Here is a 13,368-nt window from a genome sequence, read left to right as displayed (position 1 = left end):
GTCAGCTCTCCCAAGCGGAGCCGAGGACGCGCTCGACGGTCGTCGGGCGCTTGAAGTCAGGCAAGAAGTGCGCGAGGACGTCGGCGTTCACCGTGCCGTTGGTGGTGTCCGGGCGGTCCTTCTGGCCCTCGAAGTAGGCGGTCAGGAACTCGTTCTTGAAGTCGCCCCGCGGGTGCGCCGCGACGACCTGCGCCAGCCGGCCGGCGTCCAGCTCGCCGAGGCCGAACCCGACGACGTCGGTCAGCACGCCGAAGTGCGTCGCGGCGATCTCCGGGCCCATCCGGCCGGGGATGCCGGGCGTGGTGTGCAGCGCGATCGCCGTCCACACGGTGTCCGCGGCCGCGGCGGTGAAGCCGTGCTCCAGCAGGAAGCGGCGCGCGTGGTCGGCGCCGTCGACCTCGAAGCGCTGTTCCACGCCGGAGAACGGCGTCGCGAGGCCGGTGTCGTGGAACAGGGCGGCCAGGTAGAGCAGCTCGGGGTCCGGGTCGAGGCCGAGCCGTTCCGCGTGGATCCGGGCGAAGAAGTAGACCCGGCGGGAGTGGTGGTAGACGAGCGGGCTGGTGGTTTCCCGGACGAGCCGCGCCGCTTCGGCGACCGCGGCCGTCCCGGGGACTTCCACTCCCGCGATGACTTCCGTCATGACCTTTGCCTTTCCTCCCGGGCGAGCCGCCAGAACCAGGCGCCGTCGCCGCGCGTTCGCCACCGACGCTAGACCGGCGTTTCGTTACACGCAAGTACTGTAACCCATCTAACGCGGCGACGGCACCCGGACTCACTTGGTGGAGGCGATGAAGTACACGACGATGCCGATCAACGCGAGCACCTCGCTCAGCACGAACGTCGAGTACCCGAGCGCCTGCAGTTTCCCTCGCATTTCCGGCTGCCGCGCGGTACCATTGATGACGGCCGCGAAAATGAGGCCAACGCCGATTCCCGGGCCGATCGCACCGAGTCCGTAGCCGATGGCGGCGAGGCCGGGGTTGATGTTGGCGGTCTGGGCCAGAACAACGTCGTTCATGGGCATTCCCCTCACATCGGTCCACGCGCACACTCGCGTGGAGCAGCGGCTTCTAGGCGGAAGAATCGACGTCGGGAATTCACCGGAACCGATGGTTCGAACACGGCAAGGATATCAGAAAAAGGCATCACTCGCCCGTGCACGGAATGCGTTACCCCGGTTCGCCCACAGCGAAAGAAGCCGCGAAAGGGAACCGCTCAGTCCTCGTCGGCCATCGCCGAGGCGAACGCCGCCAAGTCGTCGGTGAACCTCAGCAGCAAGTCGTAGAACGTCCGGCGATCCTTCGCCGACCACCCCGACAACGCCTCACCGAACCAGCCGAGCAACGTCGTCACGTACCGGTCGGCCAGCTCGGCGCCGTCCGGGGTGAGCTCGACCAAGCGGGCCCGGCGGTCGTCCGGATCGGCCAGGCCGCGCACCAGGCGGCGCCGCTCGAGCACGTGCAGGTGCCGCGTGACGTGCGGCCCGGCGACCTGCATCCGGTCCGCGATCTCGCCGACGCGCATCGCCTTCCCCGTCGTGTGCAGGGCGAGGATGATCGACAACCCGGGCCGGTCGAGGTCGGCGCCGGCCCGCTTCATCGCCCGCTCCCCCAGGCCGCTGCGGTTCAGCACCGTGCTCAGCTGCATGAGCCGGGGCAGCACCGAGCGCAGGTCGGGCCCGTCGCCGGCTTCGGTGTCGGCCATCACACTCCCTTAGATAGCTAAGTTAGGTATATAGTTGCGTCATGCCGCAACGTCCTCCGCGGCATTGTCGCACCCGCGACATAGATACCTAACTTAGCTATCGGGGGTTGCCATGAACACCACACGATCGGTCCTGATCTCCGGCGCGAGCATCGCCGGTCCCGCGCTGGCCTACTGGCTGCGGCGCTCCGGCTTCGCGGTCACCGTCGTCGAGAAGGCGACGGTCTTGCGCGACGGCGGCTACCCCATCGACGTCCGCGGGACGGCCCTGGACGCCGCCCGGCGGATGGGGATCCTCCCCCGCCTGCGGGACCTGCACATCTCCACCCGCCGGCTGACGTTCCTCGACACCGACGGCAGCGAGATCGCGGCGCTCGAACCCAACGCGATCATCGGCGGCGTCGACGGCGAAGACCTCGAAATCCGCCGGGGCGACCTGACCCGCACGCTGTACGACCTGGTCCGCGACGACACCGACATCCGGTTCGGCGACAGCGTCGACACCCTGGCGCAGCACGCGGGAGGCGTCGACGTCACCTTCCGGAGCGGCCGGCAGGAGACCTACGACCTCGTGTTCGGCGCCGACGGCCTGCACTCGCGCACCCGCGAGCTGGTCTTCGGCGACGAAAAGCAGTTCCACCACTACCTCGGCTACAGCTTCGCCGGGTTCACCATGCCCAACGTCTTCGGCCTGCACCGCGAAGGCGTCGCGTGGAGCACGCCGGGCAAGGGCGCGGCGCTCTACTCGGTTCTCGACAGCGAAGAAGTCCACGGCTTCCTGGTGTTCGCGCGGCAGGACCCGCCGATCGAGGCGTTCCGCGACCCCGAGGCGCAGCGCGACCTGGTCGCCGAGACGTTCGCGGGCGAGGGCTGGGAGACCGCGCGCCTGGTGGCGGCGATGCGCGAGGCCGACGACCTCTTCTTCGACGTCGTCAGCCAGATCCACCTGCCACGGTGGACGGACGGCCGGGTCGCGCTCGTCGGCGACGCCGCCCACGCGCCGTCGTTCCTGACCGGGCAGGGCACCAGCCTGGCGCTGGTGGGCGCGTACGTGCTCGGCCATGCCCTGGCCACGATCCCCGACCACACCGCGGCTTTCGCGGCCTACGAGAGCCGGTTGCGGGACTTCGCCGAACGCAACCAGGTCAGGGTGTCGGAAGGCAAGTCGACGCTGTTCCCCGCGACGGCCGAGGACCTCGAACGCCGCAACGCCGCGCTCCGGCAGCTGGCGAAGTCGCCGGCCGGCAGCCCGCGGCCCGAGCACTCGGCGTTGACGCTGCCGGACTTCCCCTGACGGGGAGGGCGAGCGAACCGCGGTCTCCCCGGCGCCGGCACGACCACGGGCCGATTTCCCGTCACCGGCGGGAAATCCGGATCGGGCCGGACCAGTCGCCGCCGGGGTCGAGCGGGCGGCCGCGCTGGGTCAGGCGGACCTCGCCGGACTCGGCCAGTTCGCGGGCCAGCTGGCGGGCCTCGTCCAGCAGCGGCCGCCAGTCGTCGGCCACCGCGCGCGCCGCGTCCGAGGGGCACGTGCTGCTCTTCGCACCCCGGGCCATCGCCAGGGCCAGGATCGCCGCCCGGAGCCGGTCGCGCGGGGACGTCGCCGTCAGCGCCGCGCGGGCGTCGTCCGCGCCCGGGCCGCCACCGTCGCGGATCCGCTGCAGTTCACGCCGGGGTCCCGGCTGGTCGGGCATACCCCAGCATCGCACCGATCACGCCGGCGCACCGAGCCGTCCGACGAGCATCCGGCGGACCTCGTCGGCGGTCTCCGCGCCCGCGGCCTGCGTCACCGCCTCGGTGACCGCCGGGACCAGCTCGGCCACCAGCTTCCCTTCGAGCGCCGCCGCGAGCCGCTCGGAGTCGACCGGGTTGGCCGGGCTGTCGGTGATCAGCTTCGTCACCGCGTCGAGCGACGAGCCGAGCGCCGTGATCTTCGCGTCCATGTCCTTGATGAACTGGGCGTAGTTGCGGTTGCCCGCGGCGTCGAACGTGTTCCCCCACATCATGCGGACGAAGTCGTCGTTGCTGAATGGCATGTCACCCTCCGGGTCGAGCTGGTTGCCGGTGTAGGACTCGTCGAAGTCGACGGCGCCCGCCGAACCGGGCAGACTGCCGCTGCTGGTGTACTGGTGGACGTCGTAGCGGCCCGGGTACCGGCCCGCTCCCGGCGCTTCCGGCCGGGCGCCGTACCGGGCGATCACGATCACCAGGTCCGGGACGTCCCACTGGTCCGGGCGCAACGCGGCGGCGAACGACGCGCTCATGTAGACGGCCGGGCGCAGGCCCGCGGCCGCGACGCGGCGGCAGAACGCCGTCCCGAACGCCCGCGCCGCGCTGTCCGGGCGGAACGGCGCCTCGAGGTCCAGCATCGGCGCGACGCCGGTCGCGCCGAGCCGCCGGACCTCGGCCAGGAGCAGGTCGGCCTGGGCCTCCGGGCCGAGGGTCAGCTGGGCGTAGTGGTACCCGCCGACCGGGATCCCGCGCGACTTCGCCCCCGCCACGTGCGTGTCGGGCCGGTAGACCACACCCCCTTCCGCGCGGGTGTAGGGCGCTCCCCCGTCGGAGACCTTCACCCACACGAACGCGAGGTCGCTCACCTGGTCCCAGCGCAGGCCGCGCTGGTAGAACGGATGGACGTCGGCTCCCCTGGTCATGGCGGGAACTCCCTTCGGTCACGAGCCGGGTCATTGGCCCGGCGACAGCGGGGCGACAGGGCAGGTCGGCGCGACGTTCCACCGGTTGCCGGTCGAGACGATCGACGGCGGGAAGCCGCCCGGTGCCCGTTGCGAGCACTGCAGCGACCGGGCGGCACCGCGCGAGGAGTTGAGCGCGACCGTGACGCCGCCGAACGGCCCGGGCCGCGAGTCGAGGCGGACGGCCGCGAAGTACGGGCTCGGGCCGGCGACCGTGTTGCCCGTGACGGTCGCGTCTTCGATCGGCCCGCTGATGCCCTGCAGCGCGATCCCCGAGCCGTCGGGCGCGGCGCCGGTGAACGCGATGTCGTTGTCCCGGACGCCGATTTCGCGCACCGAGTCGCCGTAGATCCCGTCGGCGTCGCCGTCCAGGGCGATCGTGTTGCCGGTGACGGTCACCTGGGCCGGGATCCCGCCGCTGTGCGGCGTGATCCGGATGCCGGAGCCGGAGACCCCGTGGCGCCGGATGATGTTGCCGGCGATCTTGTCGCCGGTGGCCACGTTCTGCGCGTCGACGACACCTGCCCCGCTGATCGCCGTCACGTCGAACGTGTTGTCCGCGACGACGACGTCTTCGGTGCGGTACAGCGAAAGTCCCTTGCCGCTGAAGGTGTTCCCGGTGATCGTCGCGTGCCGGTAGGAGGTCAGCGACGCGCTGAAGTTCACCGTCGAGCCGGCGAAGGAGTTGCCCTCCAGGCGCAGGCCGTCGTCCCAGTCGCCGCCGGTGGCTTCCCCGTCGAACGCGGTGTCGCCGATCTGCTCGCCGAAGTGGTTGCCCAGCACCGTCAGCGAGAGCACGTTGCGCTGCACGCCGATCCCGGACCGCGCGCAGCTGACGAACGACCCGCCGATGATCGTCACGCGCTCGACCGCCGTGGCCGGGGTGTTGCCGAGCACGCGGACGCAGTCGCCCTTGCGTGACCCGGCGATCGCCGGGTGGCTGAAGACGACGTCCCGCACCGTCACGTCCGCGACCGGCAGCGAACAGGTCCCGTTCGCGGTCGTGCAGACCCCGGAACCGATGGCGATCGCGTGCGTCTGCTCGTCGGTGTTCGTCGCCGCCGAGGTGTCGATCGCCAGCCGCTGCACGGTGACGTCGCTCGCCCCCGGGTCGAGCGACACGACCGCGACCGCGCCGGCCTGCTGGTCCCCCACCAGTTCGAGCACCGTGCCCGGGCCGCCGCCGGTGATGGTCACGTGCGCGCTGTGGGTGGACAACGCGGCGAACCGGTCGTACGACCCGACGGGCGCGCGGGACACCCGCCACCGCCCGCTGCCGAGGCAGACCGTGCCGCCGCCCGCCGCGCCCGCGGCGTCGATGGCGGCCTGCACCGGCGCCCGGTCGTCCACGCCGTCGTCCGGCACGGCCCCGAAGGCCGCGGGGTCGAAGCAGCCACCGGCGCCGGAGCCGGCCCGGGGCACCGCGGCCGCCGACACGACGACCGCGGCCCCGAGCGAAAGGGTGGCGATCGCCGCGGTCACCAGCAGCGCCCGTCTTCGGATTCGTTTCACGGGAACACCTTCCTTCACCAGAAGAAGATCCAGCGGCCGTCGAGGCGCACCCCGTGGCCCTGGTAGGTCACGCGCCGCTGGTCCGGCGTGAGACAACGGGACCCGGAGATCCGGTGCAGCAGCTCGGATTCGGTGAACAACATGGTCCCGGCGCGGTAGGGCACCGTGATCGGCTGACCGCCGCCCCGCCTGCCGGGCCGGGCATCGGGGGCGTCGGCTTGCAGGTCCAGCCCGCTGCCCCCGTCCGGCAACGCGAACGGCACGGTGAAGTTGACCACCGCGGTGATCTCGGCCCGGCGCGCGAACAACGCCGGCGTCTGCAGCTCCAGCGCGTCGATGTGCCAGCCACCGCCGTCGTACTCGCCGGGGGCCCCGAACTCGAACAGGTGGAAGCCGGGGACCGCGAGTTCGTCGGCGTACACGACCGGCAGGCCGTACCGGTGCTCGAAGAACGTCGCGACCCGGTCGTGGGCGAGGCGGAAGTGCCGGTAGAGCGGGCGGCTCTCCGCCCGCGCGCGCTCCTCGTAGTACGCGAGGCGGGCGCGGTTGCGGTAGAGCGGCTCGCCGATCGTGGCCATGCTCCTGGCCTCGGGCGTGCCCCAGCACTCGTGGCGCAGCCCGGCCGGCACCGCGTCCACGGCCGCGACGATCGCGGCGACCTCCGCCGGGGTGAACAATTCGGCGCTGTGGACGCTCGCGCCGCCGAACCGGATCTCTTCCACCGCCTGGGTCGCGGTCATGAGGCACGCTCCTTGCACAGGGCCGCCGCGGCGAGCAGGCCGGCGATGGCCGCCGCGATCGGCTGGCCGGTGTTCGTTTCGTAGTACGTGAAGCCCGGTGACGGGTTGACCTCGAAGCAGTACCACTCGCCGTCTGGAGTCCGGCGCAGGTCGATGCCGGCCACCGGGAGCCGCAGCCGCTTCGACAGGTCGAGGCAGCGGGCCGCGACGTCCGGCGGCAGGCCGGTTTCGGTCAGGACCGCCGGCGGATGGCCCTGCGCGCGTGCGTAGCGGTAGTCGTCGGCGTCGCTGCGCACCTCGGAGGCGAACAGCTCGGCGCCCACGACGTGCACCCGCACGTCCGTGCCCGGCACGTGCTTCTGGAACAGCGTCGGGCAGTTCGCCACGTCCGCCAGCCGGGCGGCGTCGGCCGGCCCGACGCGGCGCACGCGGCTGCGCACCCCGCCGGCCGACTTGACGATGACCTCGCCGTGCTCGCGGACGAACGCCCCGACCCGGTCCGGGTCGTTCGTGACGAGCGTGACCGGCACGAGGAACCCGGCCGCGGCGATGCCCCGGAGCTGGTAGGCCTTGGACCCGTTGCCCGCGGCGGCCTCCGGCCGGTTCAGCACGAACGCGGCCGTCCGATCGGCCCACCCGTTCAGCGCCAGGTCCACGCCGGCGGCGTGGCCCCACTGCGGCGACGACCGCGGCAGCGTGCGCAGGGCGGCCAGCCGGGTGCTGTCGTACGGGCGGACGTAGGCGGCCCGCACGCGGTCGAGGTCGAACTCCTCGTCGCCGACGGTCACGGTGGTTCCCCCGCGCGGGCCGGCGTCGACGCGCACGGTCGTGTCGAGGACGCGGCGCTGGTCCAGGAAGCGGACGGGGGCGCCGAGGTGCCGCAGCTGCTCCAGCACCGCGGCGATCGGGTGGTCCCGGATCAGCCCCCACAAGAGGATCGTCATGCGGTCACCTCGGCGAGGTCGGCGGCCGGCAACAGGGCCGCGAGGGCGTCGGCCACCTCGGGCTGCCCGACATCGGGCCAGGCCGAGATGTCCCGCACCGCCGCGCGGGGGCCCGGGCCGGACACCGTCGCGGTGAGCAGGGAAATGCCCGCCGCCTTGGCGAGAGCGCACAAGCGCGTGCCGATCAGCGGGTGCACGGCTCCGACGCAGACGTCCCCGACGACGTGCGCGGGGATGGGGCTGGTCCACTCGAGCACCGGGACGGGTGGCTCGGCGAGGCTGAGCCTGCGGTGGACCGCACCGGCGCGCAGCCCGGCCGAAGCGGCGGCGTCCGCCCACTGCTCCGCCGACCACGCCGGGCCGTTGAGGCTCCGCGGGCCGGGCGGGTTCAGCACGGGGGCGGGACACGCGTCGAGCCAGGCCAGCAGGAACGCGGTCAGCTCGGCCGCGGCGTACTCCCGGTCGACCGGGTGCACCCGGGCCAGGTCGGCGGGGGCGATCCAGCCCACCCGGTTCACCACGCCCGTCACGGGAACCGGGGTTCCGTCGGGGGCCGCCAGCTCCGCGGCGACCCGGCCGTCGACGGCGACGTCGAGGCGCCAGCGCCACCGGTGCAGGCCGGCGACGGTGAGCAGCAGCGCGCGGCTCCCCCACCGGGCGGCCAGCGCGCGGGCGGGGAGATCGTGGGCGTGGGCGAGGATCAGCAGCATCTCAGCTGTCCTCGTCCGGGTCGGCCAGGGCCCGGCCGCCGACCTCGGGGCGGTCCTCGAGCGAGATGAACGTGCGCTCGTCACCGTCGGGCTGGTCGAGCCCGGGCGCCGCGGCGCCCGGCGGGGTGAGGCCGGTGAGCTCGGTGCTCTCCTTGGACCCGTCCTTCGGGTGCTTCTCGCTCTCCTTGCCGTCCTTGTGCTCCTTGGGCTGCTCCTTGGTCTCCTTGTCGTCCTTGCCCTCCTTCTCCTTTTCCTTCTCCTCCTTGCTCTCCTTGCCTTCCTGCTTTTCCTTGCCCTCCTTGCCTTCCTTGTCCTTGATGCCGTCGAGCCGCGCGTCGATCTGGGTGATCTTCACCTGCAGCTCCTGGACCACCCCGAACAGCTCCAGCCGCAGCTCCTTCATGCAGTTGCTGACGGTGCGCAGGGCCTCGGCGACGGCGGCCAGGTCGTCCTCGATCGCGTGGAACCGGTGGTTGAAGCCGATCTCGCTGGGCGTCTCCCCCGCCTGCACGACCGTCACGCCGTCGATGAAGTCCGGGTGGGTGAACCCGGGCTCGAAGTGCACCTCGCACTGGGGTGCCAGCTGCGGCACCTGGGTCTGGAACACGAACGGCGGGGTCACCTCCGCGGCCAGGCCCGAGGACCGGGCGATGGCCCGGCCCAGCACCGCGATGACGTCCTCTTCCGCGACGCCCGCACCGCGCAGGGCGTCGACTATCGTGCCGGCCGGCACGCCGTAGACGAGCTGTTCGCGGCCGGGCCCTTCGGCTTCTCCGCTCATGAGATCTCTCCTTGTCGTGCCTGCGCAGAACGCGTCAGGCGGTAGTGCCGGTAGGCCCGGGCGGCGGCGATGGTCAGGACCGTGGGCTTGCCCGAGCCGTCGACGTCGACGTGCCGCCGCCGGATCGCGAACGTGTCGGCCCGGACCCCGACCGGGGTCACCAGCTCCACGACGTTGAGCAGGTGCTCGTACTGGCGCAGGGTCAGCAGCACGCCGTCGGGCAGTGCCGGGCGCCATTCGTAGGTGTCGTTCGCGCCGGTGTGCGGACCCACGACGCACGAGACGACGCTGATCCCGTCGTTGAGGATCGGAATGGTGACGGTGGCGCCGCGCCGGGGCGTCACGGTGGCGGACTGCGTCCCGAGCCCGCGCACCTGCCACCGGTGGACCAGGGTGTGCTCGCCGGCCAGGTTGCTGCCGGCGAGCGGGAGTCCCGCCACCCCGAACATCAGCGCGAGCGTCCCGGCGGAGGTGGCCAGCGCGACCACGCTGCTCGCACCGGCCGCGGCGGCGGTGGTGAACAGCGGGCTCAGCAGCGCCGGGTTCGCGATCACCGCGGCCGTGCGCGACGCGCCGAGGTCGAAGAGCACGTAGTCGCGCGCGGACACCGTGCTCAGCTGCCGGGTGAAGGCTTCGACGTCGACCACCTTCGGCACCCCACGGGCGCTCAGCGCGGCGTCCAGGCCGGGAACGGTCGTGGTCGGGCGCGCACCGGCCAGCACCGCGGCGGGGTCCGCGACCGGGGTGAGCTGCGCTCCCGCGAGCGCGGTGATCACGGCGACCACCGGCACGTCGTGATCGGGGTCGGCCGCCGACACGAGCCGCGCGGTCAACGTGATGGGAACGTCGCCGTCGGAGTCGGGCTCGACGTCCACGACGAGCGGCCCCATCGGCGCGGTGCTGGCGAACACCGTGCCGTCGGCCCCCTGCTCGACGGTGCGCATGCCGCACGCGCGCAGCAGCCACGCCCCGGCCGGATCCGCCGAACGCGGCTGGGGCACCAGGTTCGGGTCCTTCAGCTTGCCGGCCGCCGTGACCGCGGCGTCGAGCTGGGCGGCGACGGGCGCGGCGAGCAGCGCGCCGAACCCGAGCTCGAACCGGGACCCGCCGGAGTTGTCCTGTCCTTTGAGGACACGCGGCCACGGCCGGGCGCCCAGCTGGACGCACCGGGCGTCGAGCGTGGTCAGCGCCTCCGCCACGGCGGGTGCCACCGGCTGGAAGGATTCCACCCGCCATGTCGCGAGCGCCGCGCGCTGGACGTTGACGCGGGCCACCTCGTCCGGCGGCAGGAGGCGGGCCGCGTGCGTGTCGTCGCCTTCCGCGCTGTCGGCGGGCCAGATCAGGTGCACGCGCCGGATCGCGTTGAGCAGCGCGGGGATCGCCCCCGGTGCGCCGGGGGCGACCAGCCGCAGGGCGATCAGCTGCGGCTCCACCGATTCGTCGGCGGTCACCGTGCCCGTCACACCGACGTCGGCGAGGAAGCCGCCGGCGCCACCCAGCGCCGAGTCGATCCACGGCTTGCTGGGCAGCCGCACGCCGCGCAGGACGCGCAGCCGGGCCCGGTAGGACGCGTCGTCCTCGCGGGCGCCGGGCGGGAGCGGGCGGGTGGCGGCGGTCTGCTGGTCGGCGTCCCAGAACAGCTCGTCGGAGAACCGCGGGCAGGACAGGTCGGCGCCGAGGCGGTCGAGCGCGTTGCCGCTCGCCACTTCCAGGGTCCGCATCGCCCGGAGCTGCCGTGCGGTGCGCCGGATCCGGCCCTTCTCGTCGAGCAGCACGGTGAGCAGCCGCCCGAGCACGCCCTCGACCAGGTCGAACCGGACGGCGGCGATCAGCTCCTCCGCGCTGAGCCCGGTGCCGTCCGGCCCGCCGCGGGTCCCGCGCACCAGCACGGAAAACGGCGCGGAGACGCCCCCTTCGCCCGCCGGCGGCACGGCGGCGACCAGTGCGGTGCCGGCCGCGGTGTGCGACGCGAACGTCACCACCGGAAGCGGTTGCCCGGGGCCGGTCCCGGCCCGCAGCGCGGGCTGGACGACGAGCCCTCGGGTGTCCACATCGGACAGCACGGTGCACAGCACCAGGGCGTGCCGGGTGGTGGTGTCGACCGCGGCCTCGGCCTGCCCCGCGGGCCCCGGCGGCGCGGTGGCGCGCAACGTCAGGGGCCGCGGGGTGGCCGCCGGGGACAGCGGCCCGATCAGCTCGGCCGCCGCGGCGGCGAGCACGCCCGCGCCGAAGCCCGCCGGGTCCAGGGGTGTATCGGTGGTGGTCATCGGTCACCGCACCGTCAGTCGTTCGGGCGACTCGACGAAGACGGCGATCTGGTCGGCCCCCACGATCAGGTTCTCGTCCACCTCGAGCGCCTCGGGACTGGTGCTGTCCGCCCCGCCGGACCCGATGGTGTCGACCGGGGGCGGGAAGCGCACCAGCTGGAGCCCGATGACGTCGATGATGCCGGGCTCGGCCATCAGGGCCGCGGACAGCGCGGCGGCCCGCACCGGCTCCGCGAGGGTCAGCCCGTCGACGACCCCGCGCATCCGGGCCGCCAGCCGCTGCTTGAGCGCGAGCGCGGCGGGACTGAGGTTGCGGCCGGCCACCGACCCGGACGGCAACGGCAGGCCGGAGGTCACCACGTCGACGTCGACGGTGAAGAACACCTGCTCGGCCCGCACGACGTCCGGGAAGATGCCGACCGGGCGGACGTCCCGGATCGCCTGCTGCACGGCCACGCGCAGGCCGGACGCGCCCTCCCAGACCGCGGCTTCGGTCGGCGCGACCAGGACCGTGACGAAGAACGGCGACGACATGTCCCGGTCGGCCGCGAAGAGCCGTTCGAAGAAGTTGAACTGGCCGAAGATCGACTGCGACAGGTCGAGTCCGCCCCACCCGTCCCGCACCGCGACCTGCCGCACGCCGGGCACCAGCGCCACGGTGGCCGCGATGGAATCGGCCGTCCACACCGACCTCGGCGCGTTGAGCAGCACCGCGCGGTAGCGGTCGTCGTCGAACTGCGCGTTGCCCCCGGTCAGCGGCTGCGTGTGCTGCACGCGCACCAGGCCCTGGCCGATCGACGCGGCGGTGTCGGGAAAACCCGCCGCCACGTCGGCATCGATCATCGCGGTGAGCTTCGCGTCGGCGACCTCCCACCGGTCGATCCGCTGCGGGTGCCCGCCGCCGGCGTCGGTCGCGGCCGGGTCGAGGTTGCCGACGGGTCCCGGGTCGAAGCTCGTCACCGGCACGGACGCCGACGTCAACCCGGCGGTGAACTCGACCGCGGCGGCGAGCGCGACCCGGTGGCCGCCCGCGGTCGCCAGCCGGGAACCGCGCGGCAGCACCAGGTTCGGCACGCCCGCGGGCAACGCCCCGGCCAGCGTCAACGTGACCGAACCGGTCGCGGTGAGGAACGGCCGCGTGATGCCGAGTTCCGCGCCGAGCTCCGACAGCGCGCGGCCGCGGGCGGTGCTGACGAAGCTGTCGTCGTACTCCGCCGCCAGCGCCGCCCAGGTCCGCGCGTCCTCGAGGGCGGTGACCTCCAGGAGCTTGCGCAGGACGCTGCCGCTGGACAGGTCGACGGCCGGGTCGATCAGCTGCTGCGCGAGGGCGATCTTCTCGGCCAGCAGCCGGGTGAACGGCTTGGGCAGGAACCCCGCCGGTGTCACGCCGAAGCTGCCGCTGCCGGTGGACCGCGTGACGGAGTCGTCGACGGCGAGGACGTCGGTCAGGTCGATGGTGCTGTCGGAGCTCATGGCGTCCTCCCGGTGGTCCCGGACGCGACGACGCCCGGGGTGTCGACGGCGCCCCACTCGGCGCCGGTGGCGAGGCCGCCGGTGGCCAGGGTCGCCGGGTCGCCGGTGATCGCCTCGAACGAGACGGTGATGTCGAACGACCGCGAGGCGCGGCCTTGGGTCGGCGTCGGCGTGGTCAGGTCGACCACGCGCCGCACCCGCGGGTCGGCGGCGACCATCTCGATCACCGCGCTGCGCAACCCTTCCCGCGCCAGGACCGGCGAGGTCTGGCGCACCAGCGGCGTCAGCCCGAGGAAGCCGAACCGCACGTTGAACGGGTCGCTGCCGCGCAGCGTGGTGAGCCCGATCGCGAGGTCCTGGCAGAGCGCGGCCACGCCCTCGACGAGGTCGAGGTCGACGCCGGTCGCCGTGGCGCGCAGCACCAGGTCGCGGGCGGTGTCGCCGGGGTCGGCCAGGTCGGCGCGCGGGCCGAACCCGAGCAGCTGGCGGCGCCGGACGGCGGAGTCGTCGCCCGGCGGGGGCGGTGGGAGTGCAGCGGTCATCG

General features: G+C 73.3%; 14 protein-coding genes. 1 reads left to right on the top strand and 13 read right to left on the bottom strand.

Translation table 11 applies throughout. From position 1 onward, the window contains the following. Position 1: 1 nt before the first annotated feature. The 3 genes from ACIRSS_RS26190 to ACIRSS_RS26180 all read right to left on the bottom strand — a co-directional run bounded on the left by ACIRSS_RS26190 (position 2) and on the right by ACIRSS_RS26180 (position 1,704). Complete coding sequence (locus ACIRSS_RS26190) at positions 2-640, bottom strand: HD domain-containing protein (RefSeq protein ID WP_400899289.1); 639 nt, start codon at positions 638-640, stop codon at positions 2-4. A 132-nt stretch (positions 641-772) separates the two neighbouring features. After that, complete coding sequence (locus tag ACIRSS_RS26185) at positions 773-1,018, bottom strand: ATP F0F1 synthase subunit C (protein ID WP_400899287.1); 246 nt, start codon at positions 1,016-1,018, stop codon at positions 773-775. Positions 1,019-1,215: 197 nt separating this feature from the next. Beyond that, entirely contained in the window at positions 1,216-1,704 is a 489-nt protein-coding gene (locus ACIRSS_RS26180; protein ID WP_400899285.1) for a MarR family winged helix-turn-helix transcriptional regulator, read from the bottom strand. Positions 1,705-1,816: 112 nt separating this feature from the next. Between ACIRSS_RS26180 and ACIRSS_RS26175 the strand changes: the two genes are divergently transcribed. Further along, positions 1,817-2,998 carry an FAD-dependent monooxygenase gene (locus ACIRSS_RS26175; protein ID WP_400899283.1) on the top strand — a complete coding sequence of 394 codons (1,182 nt, stop codon included), beginning with the start codon at positions 1,817-1,819 and terminating at the stop codon, positions 2,996-2,998. 61 nt (positions 2,999-3,059) lie between these two features. Here the strand turns inward: ACIRSS_RS26175 and ACIRSS_RS26170 are convergent, their stop codons facing one another. From ACIRSS_RS26170 to ACIRSS_RS26125, 10 genes are read right to left on the bottom strand one after another with little or no spacing between them, the layout of a single operon-like run. Beyond that, positions 3,060-3,398, bottom strand: coding sequence for a DUF3253 domain-containing protein (locus tag ACIRSS_RS26170; protein ID WP_400899281.1), 339 nt, complete (start codon positions 3,396-3,398; stop codon positions 3,060-3,062). A gap of 18 nt (positions 3,399-3,416) precedes the next feature. Further along, positions 3,417-4,358: a glycoside hydrolase family 25 protein gene (locus ACIRSS_RS26165; RefSeq protein WP_400899279.1), complete on the bottom strand. Its 942-nt coding sequence runs from the start codon at positions 4,356-4,358 to the stop codon at positions 3,417-3,419. A gap of 30 nt (positions 4,359-4,388) precedes the next feature. Then, positions 4,389-5,909 carry a right-handed parallel beta-helix repeat-containing protein gene (locus ACIRSS_RS26160; RefSeq protein ID WP_400899277.1) on the bottom strand — a complete coding sequence of 507 codons (1,521 nt, stop codon included), beginning with the start codon at positions 5,907-5,909 and terminating at the stop codon, positions 4,389-4,391. Positions 5,910-5,923: 14 nt separating this feature from the next. Then, positions 5,924-6,649 (bottom strand): hypothetical protein, encoded by a 726-nt coding sequence (locus tag ACIRSS_RS26155; RefSeq protein WP_400899275.1) that lies wholly within the window; start codon positions 6,647-6,649, stop codon positions 5,924-5,926. Beyond that, positions 6,646-7,593 (bottom strand): RimK family alpha-L-glutamate ligase, encoded by a 948-nt coding sequence (locus ACIRSS_RS26150; RefSeq protein ID WP_400899273.1) that lies wholly within the window; start codon positions 7,591-7,593, stop codon positions 6,646-6,648. The genes ACIRSS_RS26155 and ACIRSS_RS26150 overlap by 4 nt, the downstream gene beginning before the upstream one ends. Further along, positions 7,590-8,303, bottom strand: a complete 714-nt coding sequence (locus ACIRSS_RS26145) for a hypothetical protein (protein ID WP_400899271.1) — start codon at positions 8,301-8,303, stop codon at positions 7,590-7,592. The genes ACIRSS_RS26150 and ACIRSS_RS26145 overlap by 4 nt, the downstream gene beginning before the upstream one ends. Position 8,304: 1 nt before the next feature. Further along, a complete protein-coding gene (locus ACIRSS_RS26140; RefSeq protein ID WP_400899269.1) occupies positions 8,305-9,084 on the bottom strand; it encodes a hypothetical protein in 780 nt (259 codons plus the stop codon). Beyond that, positions 9,081-11,351: a hypothetical protein gene (locus ACIRSS_RS26135; RefSeq protein ID WP_400899267.1), complete on the bottom strand. Its 2,271-nt coding sequence runs from the start codon at positions 11,349-11,351 to the stop codon at positions 9,081-9,083. The genes ACIRSS_RS26140 and ACIRSS_RS26135 overlap by 4 nt, the downstream gene beginning before the upstream one ends. 3 nt (positions 11,352-11,354) lie before the next feature. Then, on the bottom strand, positions 11,355-12,824 hold the full coding sequence (locus tag ACIRSS_RS26130) for a hypothetical protein (protein ID WP_400899265.1): 1,470 nt from the start codon (positions 12,822-12,824) through the stop codon (positions 11,355-11,357). Then, positions 12,821-13,366 (bottom strand): hypothetical protein, encoded by a 546-nt coding sequence (locus ACIRSS_RS26125; protein ID WP_400899263.1) that lies wholly within the window; start codon positions 13,364-13,366, stop codon positions 12,821-12,823. The genes ACIRSS_RS26130 and ACIRSS_RS26125 overlap by 4 nt, the downstream gene beginning before the upstream one ends. Between the last annotated feature and the right edge of the window lie 2 nt (positions 13,367-13,368).

It is taken from the genome of Amycolatopsis sp. NPDC101161, assembly GCF_044768185.1.
In the GTDB taxonomy this organism is placed as follows: domain Bacteria; phylum Actinomycetota; class Actinomycetes; order Mycobacteriales; family Pseudonocardiaceae; genus Amycolatopsis.
The sequence above is the reverse complement of the archived record's forward strand: the minus strand, read 5'-3'. Positions and strand labels throughout refer to the sequence as shown.

Coding starts and splice junctions, on each gene's coding strand:
- ACIRSS_RS26180 (WP_400899285.1), bottom strand. CDS start 1,704: ATGGCCGACACCGAAGCCGGCGACGGGCCCGACCTGCGCTCGGTGCTG.
- ACIRSS_RS26125 (WP_400899263.1), bottom strand. CDS start 13,366: ATGACCGCTGCACTCCCACCGCCCCCGCCGGGCGACGACTCCGCCGTC.
- ACIRSS_RS26145 (WP_400899271.1), bottom strand. CDS start 8,303: ATGCTGCTGATCCTCGCCCACGCCCACGATCTCCCCGCCCGCGCGCTG.
- ACIRSS_RS26170 (WP_400899281.1), bottom strand. CDS start 3,398: ATGCCCGACCAGCCGGGACCCCGGCGTGAACTGCAGCGGATCCGCGAC.
- ACIRSS_RS26135 (WP_400899267.1), bottom strand. CDS start 11,351: ATGACCACCACCGATACACCCCTGGACCCGGCGGGCTTCGGCGCGGGC.
- ACIRSS_RS26175 (WP_400899283.1), top strand. CDS start 1,817: ATGAACACCACACGATCGGTCCTGATCTCCGGCGCGAGCATCGCCGGT.
- ACIRSS_RS26155 (WP_400899275.1), bottom strand. CDS start 6,649: ATGACCGCGACCCAGGCGGTGGAAGAGATCCGGTTCGGCGGCGCGAGC.
- ACIRSS_RS26140 (WP_400899269.1), bottom strand. CDS start 9,084: ATGAGCGGAGAAGCCGAAGGGCCCGGCCGCGAACAGCTCGTCTACGGC.
- ACIRSS_RS26190 (WP_400899289.1), bottom strand. CDS start 640: ATGACGGAAGTCATCGCGGGAGTGGAAGTCCCCGGGACGGCCGCGGTC.
- ACIRSS_RS26165 (WP_400899279.1), bottom strand. CDS start 4,358: ATGACCAGGGGAGCCGACGTCCATCCGTTCTACCAGCGCGGCCTGCGC.
- ACIRSS_RS26130 (WP_400899265.1), bottom strand. CDS start 12,824: ATGAGCTCCGACAGCACCATCGACCTGACCGACGTCCTCGCCGTCGAC.
- ACIRSS_RS26150 (WP_400899273.1), bottom strand. CDS start 7,593: ATGACGATCCTCTTGTGGGGGCTGATCCGGGACCACCCGATCGCCGCG.
- ACIRSS_RS26185 (WP_400899287.1), bottom strand. CDS start 1,018: ATGAACGACGTTGTTCTGGCCCAGACCGCCAACATCAACCCCGGCCTC.